The sequence below is a fragment of the Pseudomonas glycinae genome (assembly GCF_001594225.2).
GTDB lineage: Bacteria > Pseudomonadota > Gammaproteobacteria > Pseudomonadales > Pseudomonadaceae > Aquipseudomonas > Aquipseudomonas glycinae.
Window position 1 is genome coordinate 3,715,799 of the sequence record NZ_CP014205.2, and the last position, 14,803, is coordinate 3,730,601.

General features: G+C 62.5%; 18 protein-coding genes. 16 read left to right on the forward strand and 2 right to left on the reverse strand.

Annotated features, from left to right (window positions below; all coding sequences use genetic code 11):
- The first annotated feature begins 43 nt into the window (after positions 1-43).
- The 7 genes from cheB (at position 44) to AWU82_RS16940 (ending at position 5,569) form a co-directional block, all read left to right on the forward strand.
- Positions 44-1,186 (forward strand): protein-glutamate methylesterase/protein-glutamine glutaminase, encoded by a 1,143-nt coding sequence (cheB, locus tag AWU82_RS16910; protein ID WP_064378630.1) that lies wholly within the window; start codon positions 44-46, stop codon positions 1,184-1,186.
- Positions 1,186-1,926, forward strand: coding sequence for a flagellar motor protein (locus AWU82_RS16915; RefSeq protein WP_064384022.1), 741 nt, complete (start codon positions 1,186-1,188; stop codon positions 1,924-1,926). Before cheB ends, AWU82_RS16915 begins: the two co-directional genes overlap by 1 nt.
- A gap of 12 nt (positions 1,927-1,938) precedes the next feature.
- Positions 1,939-2,829, forward strand: a complete 891-nt coding sequence (gene motD, locus AWU82_RS16920) for a flagellar motor protein MotD (RefSeq protein ID WP_064378631.1) — start codon at positions 1,939-1,941, stop codon at positions 2,827-2,829.
- 43 nt (positions 2,830-2,872) lie between these two features.
- Positions 2,873-3,661, forward strand: coding sequence for a ParA family protein (locus AWU82_RS16925; RefSeq protein WP_011333076.1), 789 nt, complete (start codon positions 2,873-2,875; stop codon positions 3,659-3,661).
- A 2-nt stretch (positions 3,662-3,663) separates the two neighbouring features.
- Positions 3,664-4,617: a CheW domain-containing protein gene (locus AWU82_RS16930; protein ID WP_064378632.1), complete on the forward strand. Its 954-nt coding sequence runs from the start codon at positions 3,664-3,666 to the stop codon at positions 4,615-4,617.
- Positions 4,618-4,690: 73 nt separating this feature from the next.
- The gene (locus tag AWU82_RS16935; protein ID WP_007959223.1) at positions 4,691-5,176 is read left to right on the forward strand and encodes a chemotaxis protein CheW; all 486 of its coding nucleotides are present in this window, start codon (positions 4,691-4,693) and stop codon (positions 5,174-5,176) included.
- Positions 5,177-5,569, forward strand: a complete 393-nt coding sequence (locus tag AWU82_RS16940) for a DUF2802 domain-containing protein (RefSeq protein ID WP_039769738.1) — start codon at positions 5,177-5,179, stop codon at positions 5,567-5,569. It abuts the gene before it with no gap.
- Positions 5,570-5,741: 172 nt separating this feature from the next.
- On the opposite strand, the gene AWU82_RS16945 is transcribed toward AWU82_RS16940, so the two are convergent.
- Together AWU82_RS16945 and AWU82_RS16950 are read right to left on the reverse strand one after the other, a co-directional pair.
- Entirely contained in the window at positions 5,742-6,071 is a 330-nt protein-coding gene (locus tag AWU82_RS16945) for an EscU/YscU/HrcU family type III secretion system export apparatus switch protein (RefSeq protein ID WP_064378633.1), read from the reverse strand.
- Positions 6,068-7,642, reverse strand: coding sequence for a flagellar hook-length control protein FliK (locus AWU82_RS16950; RefSeq protein ID WP_064378634.1), 1,575 nt, complete (start codon positions 7,640-7,642; stop codon positions 6,068-6,070). The genes AWU82_RS16945 and AWU82_RS16950 overlap by 4 nt, the downstream gene beginning before the upstream one ends.
- Positions 7,643-7,839: 197 nt before the next feature.
- Between AWU82_RS16950 and ccmA the strand changes: the two genes are divergently transcribed.
- The 9 genes from ccmA to ccmI all read left to right on the forward strand — a co-directional run bounded on the left by ccmA (position 7,840) and on the right by ccmI (position 14,790).
- Positions 7,840-8,475, forward strand: a complete 636-nt coding sequence (gene ccmA / locus AWU82_RS16955; protein ID WP_007959232.1) for a cytochrome c biogenesis heme-transporting ATPase CcmA — start codon at positions 7,840-7,842, stop codon at positions 8,473-8,475.
- A complete protein-coding gene (ccmB, locus tag AWU82_RS16960) occupies positions 8,472-9,140 on the forward strand; it encodes a heme exporter protein CcmB (protein WP_011333083.1) in 669 nt (222 codons plus the stop codon). The genes ccmA and ccmB overlap by 4 nt, the downstream gene beginning before the upstream one ends.
- Before the next feature lie 78 nt (positions 9,141-9,218).
- A complete protein-coding gene (locus AWU82_RS16965; RefSeq protein WP_011333084.1) occupies positions 9,219-9,974 on the forward strand; it encodes a heme ABC transporter permease in 756 nt (251 codons plus the stop codon).
- Positions 9,971-10,147: a heme exporter protein CcmD gene (gene ccmD, locus AWU82_RS16970; RefSeq protein WP_064378635.1), complete on the forward strand. Its 177-nt coding sequence runs from the start codon at positions 9,971-9,973 to the stop codon at positions 10,145-10,147. The genes AWU82_RS16965 and ccmD overlap by 4 nt, the downstream gene beginning before the upstream one ends.
- Positions 10,144-10,599 (forward strand): cytochrome c maturation protein CcmE, encoded by a 456-nt coding sequence (ccmE, locus tag AWU82_RS16975; protein ID WP_011333086.1) that lies wholly within the window; start codon positions 10,144-10,146, stop codon positions 10,597-10,599. The genes ccmD and ccmE overlap by 4 nt, the downstream gene beginning before the upstream one ends.
- A 3-nt stretch (positions 10,600-10,602) precedes the next feature.
- Complete coding sequence (locus AWU82_RS16980; protein ID WP_064378636.1) at positions 10,603-12,591, forward strand: heme lyase CcmF/NrfE family subunit; 1,989 nt, start codon at positions 10,603-10,605, stop codon at positions 12,589-12,591.
- On the forward strand, positions 12,588-13,124 hold the full coding sequence (locus tag AWU82_RS16985) for a DsbE family thiol:disulfide interchange protein (protein WP_011333088.1): 537 nt from the start codon (positions 12,588-12,590) through the stop codon (positions 13,122-13,124). The genes AWU82_RS16980 and AWU82_RS16985 overlap by 4 nt, the downstream gene beginning before the upstream one ends.
- Positions 13,121-13,591, forward strand: a complete 471-nt coding sequence (locus AWU82_RS16990) for a cytochrome c-type biogenesis protein (RefSeq protein ID WP_064378637.1) — start codon at positions 13,121-13,123, stop codon at positions 13,589-13,591. The genes AWU82_RS16985 and AWU82_RS16990 overlap by 4 nt, the downstream gene beginning before the upstream one ends.
- Positions 13,588-14,790: a c-type cytochrome biogenesis protein CcmI gene (gene ccmI / locus AWU82_RS16995; protein ID WP_064378638.1), complete on the forward strand. Its 1,203-nt coding sequence runs from the start codon at positions 13,588-13,590 to the stop codon at positions 14,788-14,790. The genes AWU82_RS16990 and ccmI overlap by 4 nt, the downstream gene beginning before the upstream one ends.
- Positions 14,791-14,803: the final 13 nt, after the last annotated feature.

Consider the following 14,803-nt stretch of genomic DNA (forward strand, 5'->3'; position numbering starts at 1 on the left):
GGCGGCGGGGCGACAACGTCCCGCCGCACCTAATGGAGTGTTTATGGCAGTCAAAGTCCTGGTGGTGGACGATTCGGGTTTTTTCCGCCGCCGCGTCTCGGAAATTCTTTCAGCGGATCCGAGCATCCAGGTTGTCGGCACGGCAACCAACGGTAAAGAGGCGATCGATCAGGCACTGGCCCTCAAGCCGGACGTGATCACCATGGACTACGAGATGCCGATGATGGATGGCATCACGGCCGTGCGGCACATCATGCAGCGCTGCCCGACCCCGGTGTTGATGTTCTCCTCGCTGACACACGAAGGCGCCCGGGTCACCCTGGATGCGCTGGATGCCGGCGCGGTGGATTTCCTGCCGAAGAATTTCGAAGACATCTCCCGCAATCCGGAGAAGGTCAAGCAACTGCTGTGCGAGAAGGTGCACAGCATCTCGCGCAGTAACCGTCGTTTCAGTGCCTACAGTGCGCCGGCGCCGGCGCCTGCCGCTGCACCTGCGCCTGCGCCGACTCCGGCAGCGGCGCCGTCGAGCTTTGGCAGCCACAGCGCTCCGGCCCGTCCGGCACCTGCGCCTGCACCGACTCGCGCGCCAGCGGCCAGCGCTTCGTCGCCGGCCCCGAAACGCAAGAACTACAAGCTCGTGGCGATTGGCACATCGACCGGCGGCCCGGTAGCCCTGCAACGGGTCCTGACCCAGTTGCCGGCCAGCTTCCCGGCACCGATCGTGCTGATCCAGCACATGCCGGCGGCCTTCACCAAGGCCTTCGCCGAACGCCTGGACAAGCTGTGCCGCATCAGCGTCAAGGAAGCCGAGGATGGCGACATCCTGCGTCCGGGCCTGGCGCTGCTGGCGCCGGGTGGCAAGCAGATGATGATCGACGGCCGTGGCGCGGTGAAAATCCTGCCGGGCGACGAGCGTCTGAACTACAAGCCGTGCGTGGACATCACCTTCGGTTCTGCAGCCAAATCCTACAGTGACAAAGTTCTGGCGGTCGTGCTGACCGGCATGGGCGCCGACGGCCGTGAAGGCGCACGCCTGCTCAAGCAGGGCGGCAGCACGGTCTGGGCTCAGGACGAAGCCAGTTGCGTGATCTACGGCATGCCGATGGCCATCGTCAAGGCTGACCTCGCCGACGCGGTGTACAGCCTGGACGATATCGGCAAGCACATCGTCGAGGCATGCGTCTGATGGATGTTCTAAGCCTTATCGGGATCATCATGGCGTTCGTCGCCATCATCGGCGGCAACTACCTGGAAGGCGGTCACCTCGGCGCGCTGGCCAACGGCCCGGCAGCGCTGATCGTGCTCGGTGGCACCATCGGTGCCGCGCTGCTGCAATCGCCGATGAGCGCGTTCAAGCGCGCCATGCAGATTCTGGCCTGGATCTTTTTCCCGCCGCGTGTGGACCTGGCCGGCGGCATCGACCGCGTAGTCAACTGGAGCCTCACCGCGCGCAAGGAAGGCCTGTTGGGTCTGGAAGGCGTGGCGGATGCCGAGCCTGATGCCTACTCGCGCAAGGGCCTGCAACTGCTGGTCGACGGCGCGGAGCCGGAAGCGATCCGCAGCATCCTCGAAGTGGATTTCTACACCCAGGAAGCCCGCGATGTCGAAGCGGCCAAAGTGTTTGAAAGCATGGGCGGCTACGCGCCGACCATCGGCATCATCGGTGCGGTGATGGGCCTGATCCATGTGATGGGCAACCTGGCCGATCCGTCGCAACTGGGCAACGGCATCGCCGTGGCATTCGTCGCCACCATCTATGGTGTGGCCAGTGCCAACCTGGTGCTGCTGCCGGTTGCCGCCAAACTGAAGTCAATCGCGTTGCGGCAATCGCGTTATCGCGAAATGTTGTTGGAAGGTATTTTGTCGATCGCCGAAGGTGAAAACCCACGCTCCATCGAGTTGAAGCTCCAGGGCTTCATGGATTAAGGGACTGACCTCATGGCACGTCGTCGCCAGCATGAAGAGCACGTAAACCATGAACGTTGGCTGGTTTCCTACGCCGACTTCATCACCTTGCTCTTTGCCTTTTTCGTGGTGATGTACTCCATCTCGTCGATCAACGAAGGCAAGTACAAGATCATCTCCGAAGCGCTGATCGGGGTCTTCACCGACTCCGACCGCGCACTCAAGCCGATCCCGATCGGTGAAGAACGACCGAAGACCGTGACCCCGGCCAAGCCGCTGGTCAAGGATGCCGAACAGGTTGACGCCGGCATCGCCGGGGCCAGCGATCCGTTGAAAAGCATCGCCGATGACATCAGTGCCGCGTTCGGCGACCTGATCTCGTCGAACCAGATGACCGTGCGCGGCAACGAGCTGTGGGTCGAGATCGAACTCAACTCCAGCCTGTTGTTCGGCAGCGGTGATGCGATGCCGAGCGACATCGCATTCAACATCATCGACAAGGTCGCAACGATCCTCAAACCGTTCGACAACCCGATCCACGTCGAAGGCTTCACCGACGATCAACCGATCCGCACTGCGCAGTACCCGACCAATTGGGAACTGTCCTCGGCGCGGTCGGCGAGCATCGTGCGCATGCTGGCGATGCAGGGTGTGAACCCTGGCCGCCTGGCGTCGGTGGGCTACGGCGAATTCCAGCCGGTGGCCAACAACGCCACCGCCGAAGGCCGGGCGAAGAACCGTCGTGTGGTGCTGGTGGTGTCGCGCAATCTCGATGTGCGCCGCAGCCTGACCGGCACCGGAACCGCCCATGCGCAACCGGATGCTGCGTTGAAGCGTGCTGGCACACAAACTGCACCGACCCCGGTCAAGACGCCGGGACGCGAGAGTGCCGTCAATTCTCCGTCGCCCGCATTAATACGCTGAACCATGTCTCGGCCGAGTATCCCGGCCGGGAGGAACGATCCGAATGAGAGTCTGGGCAGTCGCCAATCAAAAGGGTGGTGTTGGTAAAACCACTTCTTCCATCGCTTTAGCCGGGTTGCTGGCAGAGGCGGGCAAGCGCGTGGTCGTGGTCGATCTCGACCCGCACGGCTCGATGACCAGCTATTTCGGTTACGACCCCGACAGCCTGGAACACAGCAACTACGACCTGTTTCTGCACAAGGGCGGCGTGCCGCAAGGTCTGCCGGGCCAACTGCTGCTGTCGACCAGCGATGAGCGCATTTCCCTGTTGCCGTCGAGCACCGCGCTGGCCACCCTCGAGCGCCAATCGCCGGGGCAGAGTGGCCTGGGGCTGGTGATCGCCAAGAGTCTGGCGCAGCTGTGGCAGGACTTCGATTACGCAATCATCGACAGCCCGCCGTTGCTCGGCGTGCTGATGGTCAACGCCCTGGCCGCCAGTCAGCAACTGGTGATCCCGGTGCAGACCGAGCACCTGGCCGTCAAAGGCCTGGAGCGCATGGTCAACACCCTGGCGATGATCAACCGCTCACGCAAACAGGCGCTGCCGTTCAGTATCGTGCCGACCCTGTTCGACCGCCGTACCCAGGCGTCGATGGGCACCTTGCGCGTACTGCGCGACAAATTCCCCGACGAGATCTGGCAGGGTTACATCCCGGTCGATACCCGTCTGCGCGACGCCAGTCGTGCCGGTGTCACGCCTTCGCAGTTCGACGGCAAGAGCCGTGGTGTGCTGGCTTACCGCGCGCTGCTCAAGCATCTGCTGGCGCAGCAACTCGTTCCGCAGGTGGCTTGAGCATGAATCGGCCGATCAAGCTGACGTCCAAGCCGCAACTGGCGCTGCAGTCCTATCTGGACGGCTTGCTGCAGGAAGTGACGGACGAGGTCGAGCAACCAGTCGTGGCGCCGGTCGAGGTGGTCGAGACCGCTGCGGCGCTGGATGAATTCCAGGCCGCCGTGCTTGAAGAGCAGGCCCGGGATGCGCAAAAAGCCGCCCGGCCGGTGGCCCCGGTTGCAGCGCCTGCCGCTGTGGTAGCCAAGGCACCTGCGACGTTGATCAAAGAGCCTGAGCCGGTGCGCGTGGTATCGACCCTGGCACCGCTGCTGCAAACCCAACTTCTGCAAACGCCACAGGCTCCGGCGGCGCCAGAGCCCGAGCCTGTAGCGCCTGCGCCAGCCCCGGTCGAACCGACCTTGGTTGCGCCACTGGTGGAAGTGCATCTGCCACCCAGCAACACGCCGCCACCGGTGGAAACCGACGGTCGTCCCGCCTGGGCTTCGGAAGCGTTCGAATGCCTGCTGTTCGACGTCGCCGGGTTGACCCTGGCCGTGCCGCTGGTGTGCCTGGGCTCGATCTATTCGCTGGCCGGCCATGAGCTGACGCCGCTGTTCGGTCAGCCGGAATGGTTCCTCGGCATCCTGCCAAGCCAGGCCGGGAATCTGAAGGTGCTGGACACCGCACGCTGGGTCATGCCGGACCGTTATCGCGACGATTTCCGTCAGGGTCTGCAATACGTGATTTCGGTTCAGGGTTACGAGTGGGGCCTGGCGGTGCATCAGGTCAGTCGCTCGTTGCGCCTGGACCCGAATGAAATCAAATGGAGAAGTCACCGGGGTCAGCGGCCATGGCTCGCCGGCACGGTGATTGAACACATGTGCGCCTTGCTCGATGTTTCCGCACTGGCCGAGTTGATCGCCAGCGGTGGGGCAAAGCACATGTCCGGCAGTAAGCCGAACCACAAACCGACATAACGACAGTACCGGCATTCAAATGCCGGCGAACGAAACACACACCGCCAGGCGCGGTTTTTCGAGGGGCTAGGGTATGAACGACAAGGCTACGGCGGCAAAGGGTTCCGAAGATCCGATCCTGCAATGGGTGACCTTCAAGCTGGACAACGAAACCTACGGCATCAACGTGATGCGCGTTCAGGAAGTCCTGCGCTACACCGAGATCGCTCCGGTTCCGGGTGCGCCAAGCTACGTGCTGGGCATCATCAACCTGCGCGGCAACGTGGTGACCGTGATCGATACCCGTCAGCGCTTCGGCCTGATGAGCGGTGAGATCAGCGACAACACCCGTATCGTCATCATCGAAGCCGACAAGCAGGTCGTGGGCATCATGGTCGACAGCGTGGCTGAAGTGGTTTACCTGCGTCAGTCGGAAATCGAGACCGCACCGAACGTCGGTAACGAAGAGTCGGCCAAGTTCATCCAGGGCGTTTGCAACAAGAACAACGAGTTGCTGATCCTGGTCGAGCTGGACAAGATGATGAGCGAAGAAGAGTGGTCGGAACTGGAGAACATCTGATTGATTCTCGAGGTAGCGGTCATTGTCCTGTTCCTGTTCTGGGCAGGCACGCTGGCGATGTTTCTGGCGTACATCAAGGCGCAGCGGGTGATCGCTGCGCAACAGGCCCAGGGCGATGCGCTGCGTGATCAGCGCATCAGGGACCTGGCCAAACGTGTCGACGATTACCAGAACGGCAACGTGCGCATGGGCGAAGCCCTGCACGAGCTGCGCGCGGTAGTCAGTCCGATTCCGGACAAGCTGTCCCAGCTCGAACAGCGCGATCCTTCCAGCCTGTCATTCGCCCAGGCGGCGAAACTGGTGGGAATGGGCGCGAGTGTCGATGAGCTGACCCAGTCCTGCGGGTTGACCCAGGCTGAGGCGGAGTTGATGCGCAAGCTGCACAAGAACTGATATTTGCGATCTGGATCGTTCCCACGCTCTGCGTGGGAATGCATCTTGGAACGCTCCGCGTTCCGCGTGTGAAGGGTGACGCAGAGCGTCACGGGCGGGTGTTCCCACGCAGAGCGTGGGAACAATCAGCGAAAAAAATCGCAGTCATCGATGACTGCGATTTTTTTTGCCTTCAGTAATCGTCGCCGCGTTCGGTGATGTCCTTCTCGACCATCGGTGCATTCGGGTCCTGTCCCGCCGGGAACTTGCCCTTGAGATTCCAGGCAAACGCGATGATCTCGGCGATCGTGCGGTACAGCTCTTCGGGGATGCTGTCGCCCAGTTCCATTCGCGCCAGCAACTTCACCAGCTCGGCGTTTTCGTAGATCGGCACTTCACAGTCGCGGGCGATGCGCAGGATTTCTTCGGCCAGTTCTTCGTCGCCCTTGGCGGTGAGGGTCGGGGCGTGGCTGCCGTCGTATTTGAGGGCGATGGCCTGGCGTGGAGCGGTGGTGTCATTCATGCGGTTTCGTCGACCCAGCGGTGTTCGAGGCGGGTTTGGATGCCTTGCGGCGGGGTGCCGAGGTGGCAGTCGAGGTCGCCGACGTTCAGCCCGGAATCCAGCAGACGCTGGCGCAGTGCGCTCAGGTTGTTTTCGATCAGGCTCGCGGTGTACGGCCGCTCGGCCCACAACTGGCTGGACAGGCTGCCGCTGATCAATTGCGCCTGAATCTGCATCGGCCCCAGCGGTTCCATGTCGAACGCCAGATCGACGCGCCACAGTTGCTGCTTCGGTTCGCGCTCATCGCGGCGCTGCTCGTTGGCTTCCTGTTTCTCCGGTGCTTCTTCGCGCTGGAACTTGACCTGCAACGGCACGATGTCCTGCAGGTTGCGCATCGGGATTTCCAGTTGCCAGGTGCTGAGCAGGCGGCCGTCGTCGGTCACGCCGGTCTGTTCCAGACTCGACAGCTGATGACTTTGCAGGCGCGACACGGCAGCTGCGGCCAGGCGCAGCAAATGTTCCAGATCGCCTTCGCCTTCCAGACTTTGCAGCAGCCGGTCGGGCAGCGGGAAACTGCTGGGCACCGGTTTCGCGCTGACCTGACCGAGCATGCCGAGGGCGTTGCGCACGAAACTCGGTAGCGCCTGGGCCAGCGTGTTGGCGGCGATGATCGCATTCAGATTGGTATTGCCGGGCAAGCCGGGGGTGAGTTGGGCGATCAGCTTGAGCAGATCGGCTTTCATGTCCGGGGCCAGCGTCGGGGTCTGCCCGGTCAGCAGTTTGGTTTCGAGGAACACGCCGCTGTTGGCCAGCGCCTGGGCCAGACCTTTCGGCGTGCTCAGTTGCTGCACGTCCGGCAGATTGGCGAGCAGTTTGTCTACGGCGGCGCGCAAGTCCTGGGAGGTCTGATCGGTGGCGGGGGGCAGGCTCTGGAGCATTTTCAGCAAGCCATCGAGCGAACCCTGACGGCTTTGCTGACTGACCAGTTGCTGGCTGACCGCCAGTTGTTCCTGGCGATTGCTCAGCGGCAGAAACTTCAGGGTCTGCGAATCCTGCACCAGCGCCGACAGCAAAGTGCCGATGCGCAGCGGTTGCGGGCTGTCGATGCTCAGGGTGGTGCCGCTCAACGCGGTGTTGAGCAGACTGACCATCGAGCGGTACACCGTCGGTTGCCCCGGCACCTGCGGCAAGACCTGAGCCGTCAGTACCTTGCCTTGCAGCAGCGTGCCGACCGGCAGTTGCGCGGTGTCGATGCGGGTTAGGGTGGCGACGCTGCTGGCGATGGCCTGTTGCACGGTGATCGCCAGATTGCCCGCCGACGGCTGGGTGATCGCCAGACTGGTGCCCTGAGGCAGCGGCAGATTGCTGGTCGCCTGCACGGTGGTCTGACGGCCGCTGTCCAGTGTCACCTTGAGCAGCAACTCAAAGGTCTGATCCGCCTGCTTGAGCGACAACACCTCGGCTTTTGCGCTCTGGCCGGCGGCAATCAGCCCGTCGACCGGCGTCAGCAACTTCAGCAGCTCACCCACCTGCGGGCGAACGGTCGCCGGGGTGGTGGGCGGGAGCGGGAGGATGTTCATTTCGCCTGTCATACGCGGACACAACCTGAGGAAAATGCACTCGGGAGAGCGGGGGACGCCATGTATAATGCCGCCCGTCCTTCCATTCGTTCAAAAAACATAGCAATTGTTTGACGCAGCTCTCTGGATTGAGCCGTCATTGCATTTATGCTGCAACTCTTTAACGGCCGCGCCAGAGCCGACTTGAACCGTATAAGGCCCGTGATCCCTTGACCAGTCCTGTCCTGCAAACCGTCGCCCTCGCGTGTGAACGTGATCTCAGACTGCTCTTCGACAATCTCGAATTGAGACTGGCCAGTGGCGATATGGTGCAGATCAGCGGCCCCAACGGCAGCGGCAAGACCAGCCTGCTGCGTTTGCTGGCCGGTCTGATGCAGCCGACCGATGGCCAGGTATTGCTCAACGGCAAGCCACTGGGCGAGCAACGCAGCGAACTGGCGCGCAACCTGCTGTGGATCGGCCATGCTGCCGGGATCAAGGACTTGCTTACGCCGGAAGAAAACCTCGCCTGGCTCTGCGCCCTGCATCAACCCGCCGAACGCGACGCGATCTGGCAGGCCCTGGCGGCGGTTGGATTGCGCGGTTTCGAGGATGTTCCCTGCCACAGTCTGTCCGCTGGTCAACAGCGCCGCGTGGCGCTGGCGCGGTTGTATCTCGATAGCCCGCCGTTGTGGATTCTCGACGAACCGTTCACCGCGCTGGACAAGCAGGGCGTGGCACAGCTTGAAGAACACCTGGCCGGGCACTGCGAACGGGGAGGGCTGGTGGTGCTCACCACCCACCACACGCTGAGCCGGATGCCGGCCGGTTATCGCGACATCGACCTGGGGAATTGGGCGGTATGAGTGTGTTCGGCCTGCTGGTTGCCCGTGAATCCCGACTGCTGTTCCGCCGCCCGGCGGAGCTGGCCAATCCGCTGATTTTCTTCGCCATCGTCATCGCGCTGTTCCCGCTGGCCGTCGGACCGGAAACTCAAGTATTGCAAAACTTGTCCCCGGGGTTAGTCTGGGTGGCGGCACTTTTGTCGGTCCTGCTCTCGCTGGACGGGCTTTTCCGCAGTGATTTCGAAGATGGCTCCCTTGAACAGTGGGTCCTTTCGCCGCACCCCCTGCCACTTCTGGTATTGGCCAAGGTGCTGGCACACTGGCTTTTTTCCGGGCTGGCACTGGTTTTGCTCTCGCCGTTACTGGCGTTGATGCTCGGGTTGCCGGCTGCGTGTCTGCCGGTATTGCTGCTTTCGTTGCTGCTGGGAACACCGGTGCTGAGCTTGCTCGGCGCGGTGGGCGCGGCGCTGACGGTCGGTCTGAAACGCGGAGGCCTGTTGCTGGCGCTGCTGATTCTGCCGTTGTACATCCCGGTGTTGATCCTCGGCAGTGGCGCCTTGCAGGCGGCGTTGCAGGGCATGCCGGCGCTTGGTTATCTGTTGTGGCTTGGTAGCCTGACCGCCCTGGCAATAACCCTGACACCTTTTGCAATAGCGGCTGGCCTGAAGATCAGCGTCGGCGAATAATGAGGTCTGGTTAAAATTTAACCAGCAAAGACCCTGAGACTGCTCACACCGATGAGCGGCACCCGTGATGGAAACAGTATGAACTGGACCTGGTTTCACAAGCTCGGCTCGCCCAAGTGGTTCTACGGCATCAGCAGCAAGTTCCTGCCGTGGTTGAGCATCGCAGCGTTGTTGCTGATCTGCGTTGGCGTCATCTGGGGCCTGGCTTTCGCGCCGCCGGACTATCAGCAAGGCAACAGCTTTCGCATCATCTATATCCACGTACCCGCCGCGATGCTCGCTCAGTCGATCTACGTGATGCTGGCGGTGTGCGGGGTGGTCGGGCTGGTGTGGAAGATGAAACTGGCCGACGTCGCCCTGCAATGCGCCGCACCGATCGGCGCGTGGATGACCGCCGTGGCGCTGGTCACCGGGGCGATCTGGGGCAAGCCGACCTGGGGTTCGTGGTGGGTCTGGGACGCGCGGCTGACCTCGATGCTGATTCTGCTGTTCCTGTACTTCGGCGTGATCGCCCTGGGCAACGCCATCAGCAATCGCGACAGCGCCGCCAAGGCCTGCGCGGTGCTGGCCATCGTCGGTGTGATCAACATTCCGATCATCAAATACTCGGTGGAGTGGTGGAACACCCTGCACCAGGGCGCGACCTTCACCCTCACCGAAAAACCGGCGATGCCCGTTGAAATGTGGCTGCCGCTGCTGCTGACGGTGCTGGGTTTCTACTGTTTCTTCGGCGCCGTGCTGTTGCTGCGCATGCGCCTTGAAGTGCTCAAGCGCGAAGCCCGCGCCAGTTGGGTGAAAGAAGAAGTGCAGAACAGCCTGGAGGCCGCTCGATGAGTTTCGCGTCATTCGGCGACTTCCTCGCCATGGGCCATCACGGCCTGTATGTCTGGTCGGCCTACGGCTTCTGTCTGGCGGTACTGATCCTCAACGTGGCGGCGCCGATCGCGGCCCGCAAGCGTCATCTGCAACAAGAGGCGCGTCGTCTGCGCCGGGAGAACGGCAAGTGAATCCGCTGCGTAAAAAGCGTCTGATCATCATCCTGGCAATTCTGGTCGGGGTCGGCGCTGCCGTCGGCCTGGCCCTGAGCGCCCTGCAGCAGAACATCAACCTGTTTTACACCCCGACCCAGATCGCCAACGGCGAAGCGCCGCAGGACACGCGCATCCGCGCCGGCGGGATGGTCGAGAAGGGCTCGCTGCAACGCTCCACAGATTCGCTGGACGTCAAATTCGTGGTCACCGATTTCAACAAGTCCGTGACCATCACCTACCGTGGAATCCTGCCGGATCTGTTCCGTGAAGGGCAGGGCATCGTCGCACTGGGCAAGCTCAACGCCGATGGCGTGGTGGTTGCCGATGAAGTGCTGGCCAAACACGACGAGAAATACATGCCGCCGGAAGTGACCAAGGCCCTGAAGGACAGCGGTCAATCCGCGCCAACCCCTGCGAAGGAGGGTTGATCGATGACATCCACCATTTTTATTCCCGAGCTTGGCCATCTGGCGATGATCCTGGCGCTGTGTTTTGCGCTGGTGCAGGCCGTGGTGCCGTTGCTCGGTGCCTGGCGCGGTGATCGTCTGTGGATGGGCCTCGCTCAACCGGCGGCGTGGGGGCAGTTCGCGTTCCTGCTGTTCGCCTTCGGTTGCCTGACCTACTCCTTCATGACCGACGATTTCTCTGTGGCCTACGTCGCGATGAACTCCAACAGCGCGCTGCCGTGGTACTACAAGTTCAGCGCCGTGTGGGGCGCCCACGAAGGGTCGCTGCTGCTGTGGGCGTTGATCCTCGGCGGCTGGACCTTCGCGGTGTCGGTGTTCTCGCGGCAGTTGCCGCAAGTCATGCTCGCCCGTGTGCTGGCGGTGATGGGCATGATCAGCACGGGTTTCCTGTTGTTCCTGATCCTCACCTCGAACCCGTTTTCGCGGATCCTGCCGCAGATCCCGGCCGACGGTCGTGACCTCAATCCGTTGCTGCAGGACATCGGCCTGATCGTCCATCCGCCGATGCTCTACATGGGTTACGTCGGTTTCTCCGTGGCCTTCGCGTTTGCCATTGCCGCACTGCTGGGCGGTCGTCTCGATGCAGCGTGGGCACGCTGGTCGCGTCCGTGGACCATCGTCGCCTGGGCCTTCCTCGGCATCGGCATCACCCTCGGTTCTTGGTGGGCTTACTACGAACTCGGCTGGGGCGGCTGGTGGTTCTGGGACCCGGTGGAAAACGCTTCCTTCATGCCATGGCTGGTGGGCACGGCGCTGATTCACTCGCTGGCGGTCACCGAGAAACGTGGCGTGTTCAAGAGCTGGACGGTGTTGCTGGCGATTGCCGCATTCTCCCTGAGCCTGCTCGGCACTTTCCTTGTGCGTTCCGGCGTGCTGACCTCGGTGCACGCGTTTGCCTCCGATCCCGAGCGCGGCGTGTTCATCCTGATCTTCTTGCTGTTCGTGGTCGGTGGTTCGCTGACCCTGTTTGCGCTCCGCGCGCCGGTGGTCAAGAGCCAGGTCGGCTTCAACCTGTGGTCGCGGGAAACCCTGCTGCTGGGTAACAACCTGGTGCTGGTAGTGGCGGCGTCGATGATCCTGCTTGGCACGCTGTACCCGCTGATTCTCGATGCGATCAGCGGCGCCAAGCTGTCGGTCGGCCCGCCGTACTTCAACGCATTGTTCATTCCGTTGATGGCGCTGTTGATGCTGGTGATGGCCGTCGGTGTGATCGTGCGCTGGAAAGACACCCCGGTGAAATGGCTGGTCAGCATGCTGACTCCGGTGCTGCTGGGCAGCGTGGCGCTGGCGGTGGTGGCCGGTGTCGCTTACGGCGATTTCAACTGGGCGGTGATCGCGACGTTCTTGCTTGCGGCCTGGGTGTTGCTGGCCGGTGTGCGCGACATCTTCGACAAGACCCGCCACAAAGGTCTGATCAAAGGCCTGCCGACCCTGACCCGCAGTTACTGGGGCATGCAGATCGCCCACCTCGGTATCGCCGTCTGTGCGCTGGGCGTGGTGTTGTCGAGCCAGAACAGTGCCGAACGTGACCTGCGCCTGGCGCCGGGCGAGTCGATGGATTTGGCCGGTTATCAGTTCGTGTTTGAAGGCGCCAAGCACTTCGAAGGCCCGAACTTCACTTCCGACAAGGGCACCGTCCGGGTGATCCGCAACGGTCAGGAAGTCAGCGTGCTGCACCCGGAAAAACGCCTGTACACCGTGCAGAACTCGGTGATGACCGAAGCCGGGATCGACGCCGGTTTCACCCGTGACCTCTACGTCGCTTTGGGTGAACCGCTGGGCGATGGCGCCTGGGCAGTGCGGGTCCACGTCAAACCGTTCGTGCGCTGGATCTGGTTCGGCGGTCTGCTGACCGGTTTCGGTGGGTTGCTGGCGGCGCTGGATCGGCGTTATCGAGTGAAGGTCAAAGCCAAAGTGCGTGAAGCGCTGGGCATGGAAGGAGCCGCTGCATGAGACGTTGGTTGATGCTGGTGCCATTGGCGATTTTCCTGCTGGTGGCCGTATTCCTTTATCGCGGTCTGTACCTGGATCCGGCGGAGCTGCCGTCGGCGATGATCGGCAAACCATTCCCGGAGTTTTCCCTGCCGGCGGTGCAGGGCGACAAGACTCTGACCAAGGCTGACATCCTCGGCAAACCGGCACTGGTCAACGTCTGGGGCACCTGGTGCATTTCCTGCCGGGTCGAGCACCCGGTGCTGAACAAACTCGCCGAGCGCGGCGTAGTGATCTACGGGATCAACTACAAGGACACCAACGCCGATGCGCTGAAGTGGCTGGCCGAATTCCACAACCCTTATCAACTGGACATCCGCGACGACGAAGGCTCCCTGGGCCTGAACCTCGGTGTCTACGGCGCACCGGAAACCTTCTTCATCGATGCCAAGGGCATCATCCGCGACAAGTACGTCGGGGTGATCGACGAACAGGTCTGGCGGGAAAAACTGGCGGCCAAGTATCAGGCGCTGGTCGATGAGGCCAAGCCATGAAGCGCTTTTTAGCTGCCGTGGTGCTGGGCTTGAGCCTGGCCGGTGTGGCCCACGCTGCCATCGACACCTACGAGTTCGCCAAAGAAGGCGATCGCGAGCGTTTTCGCGAACTGACCAAGGAACTGCGCTGCCCCAAGTGCCAGAACCAGGACATCGCCGATTCCAACGCACCGATTGCCGCCGACCTGCGCAAAGAGATTTTCCGCATGCTCGGCGAGGGCAAGGACAATCAGCAGATCATCGACTTCATGGTCGACCGCTACGGTGATTTCGTCCGCTACAAACCGGCGCTCAATGCCAAGACCGCTTTGCTCTGGTTCGGCCCGGCCGGTCTGCTGCTGGGTGGGTTCGTGGTGATTGCCGTGATCGTCCGCCGCCGTCGCGGGCAACGCGCCGAGACGCCGCAATCGCTGTCCCCTGAAGAGCGTCAGCGCCTCGACCAACTGTTGGATAAAAACCAAGAATGATTGATTTCTGGCTTGCCGCAGGGCTGTTGCTTCTGGTCGCCCTGAGTTTTCTGCTGATCCCCGTCCTGCGCGAACGTCGCGCCCAGCGTGAAGAGGATCGAACCGCTCTCAACGTCGCCCTGTATCAGGAACGCGTCGCCGAACTGCAATCGCAGCAGGCCGAAGGCGTCCTCGACGCCGCACAAATGGACAGCGGCCGCGCCGAAGCCGCCCGTGAATTGCTGGCCGACACCGAAGGCGTGGCGCCGGCGCGGGTTTCGCGTTTGGGCAAGCCTTTGCCATTGCTGGCAGCGGTGCTGGTGCCGGTGTTGGGCCTCGGTCTGTACCTGCACTTTGGCGCGAGCGACAAGGTCGAACTGACCCGCGAGTTCGCCCAGGCGCCACAGTCGATGGAAGAGATGACCCAACGTCTGGAGCGCGCAGTCGCAGCACAACCGGATTCGGCTGAAGGCGTGTACTTCCTCGGTCGCACTTACATGGCTCAGGATCGCCCGGCGGACGCGGCGAAGATGTTCGAACGCGCGGTCAATCTCGCCGGTCGTCAGCCGGAACTGCTCGGCCAGTGGGCGCAGGCCCAATATTTCGCCGACAACAAGAAATGGTCGGACAAGGTTCAGGCCTTGACCGATGAAGCGCTGATAGCCGATCCGAAAGAAGTCACCAGTCTCGGCCTGCTGGGCATCGCCGCGTTCGAAGGCGAGCGCTATCAGGAAGCCATCGACTACTGGAACCGTCTGCTGGCGCAACTGCCGCCGCAGGACAAATCCCGTGAGGCCCTGCAGGGCGGCATCACCCGCGCCACCGAGAAACTGCAGGCCAGCGGCGGTAAGGTCGCCCAGGCGCCGGCGGCGAAAGCGGCGGCGTTGTTGAAAGTGCGTGTGGATCTGGCCAGCGAGCTCAAAGCCAAGGTGCAACCGGGCGACAGCGTGTTCATTTTTGCCCGCGCCACCTCGGGCCCACCGGCGCCGCTGGCGGCCAAGCGTCTGACCGTCGCCGACCTGCCGGTGACCGTCGAACTGGGCGATGCCGACGCAATGATGCCGCAATTGAAACTGTCGAACTTCCCCGAAGTCCAACTGGTTGCGCGCATCTCCCGTGCCGGTCAGCCGACCGCCGGTGAGTGGGTCGGTCGCAGCGGGCCTCTGCCCAGCAGCACCACCGCGCCGCAGACACTGACCATCGACAGCCCGGACAAATAGCCGGACACAACAG

Coding starts and splice junctions, on each gene's coding strand:
- ccmI (WP_064378638.1), top strand. CDS start 13,588: ATGATTGATTTCTGGCTTGCCGCAGGGCTGTTGCTTCTGGTCGCCCTG.
- AWU82_RS16935 (WP_007959223.1), top strand. CDS start 4,691: ATGAACGACAAGGCTACGGCGGCAAAGGGTTCCGAAGATCCGATCCTG.
- AWU82_RS16990 (WP_064378637.1), top strand. CDS start 13,121: ATGAAGCGCTTTTTAGCTGCCGTGGTGCTGGGCTTGAGCCTGGCCGGT.
- AWU82_RS16980 (WP_064378636.1), top strand. CDS start 10,603: ATGACATCCACCATTTTTATTCCCGAGCTTGGCCATCTGGCGATGATC.
- AWU82_RS16950 (WP_064378634.1), bottom strand. CDS start 7,642: ATGACAGGCGAAATGAACATCCTCCCGCTCCCGCCCACCACCCCGGCG.
- AWU82_RS16945 (WP_064378633.1), bottom strand. CDS start 6,071: ATGAATGACACCACCGCTCCACGCCAGGCCATCGCCCTCAAATACGAC.
- ccmB (WP_011333083.1), top strand. CDS start 8,472: ATGAGTGTGTTCGGCCTGCTGGTTGCCCGTGAATCCCGACTGCTGTTC.
- AWU82_RS16965 (WP_011333084.1), top strand. CDS start 9,219: ATGAACTGGACCTGGTTTCACAAGCTCGGCTCGCCCAAGTGGTTCTAC.
- AWU82_RS16925 (WP_011333076.1), top strand. CDS start 2,873: ATGAGAGTCTGGGCAGTCGCCAATCAAAAGGGTGGTGTTGGTAAAACC.
- cheB (WP_064378630.1), top strand. CDS start 44: ATGGCAGTCAAAGTCCTGGTGGTGGACGATTCGGGTTTTTTCCGCCGC.
- motD (WP_064378631.1), top strand. CDS start 1,939: ATGGCACGTCGTCGCCAGCATGAAGAGCACGTAAACCATGAACGTTGG.
- AWU82_RS16915 (WP_064384022.1), top strand. CDS start 1,186: ATGGATGTTCTAAGCCTTATCGGGATCATCATGGCGTTCGTCGCCATC.
- AWU82_RS16930 (WP_064378632.1), top strand. CDS start 3,664: ATGAATCGGCCGATCAAGCTGACGTCCAAGCCGCAACTGGCGCTGCAG.
- ccmD (WP_064378635.1), top strand. CDS start 9,971: ATGAGTTTCGCGTCATTCGGCGACTTCCTCGCCATGGGCCATCACGGC.
- AWU82_RS16985 (WP_011333088.1), top strand. CDS start 12,588: ATGAGACGTTGGTTGATGCTGGTGCCATTGGCGATTTTCCTGCTGGTG.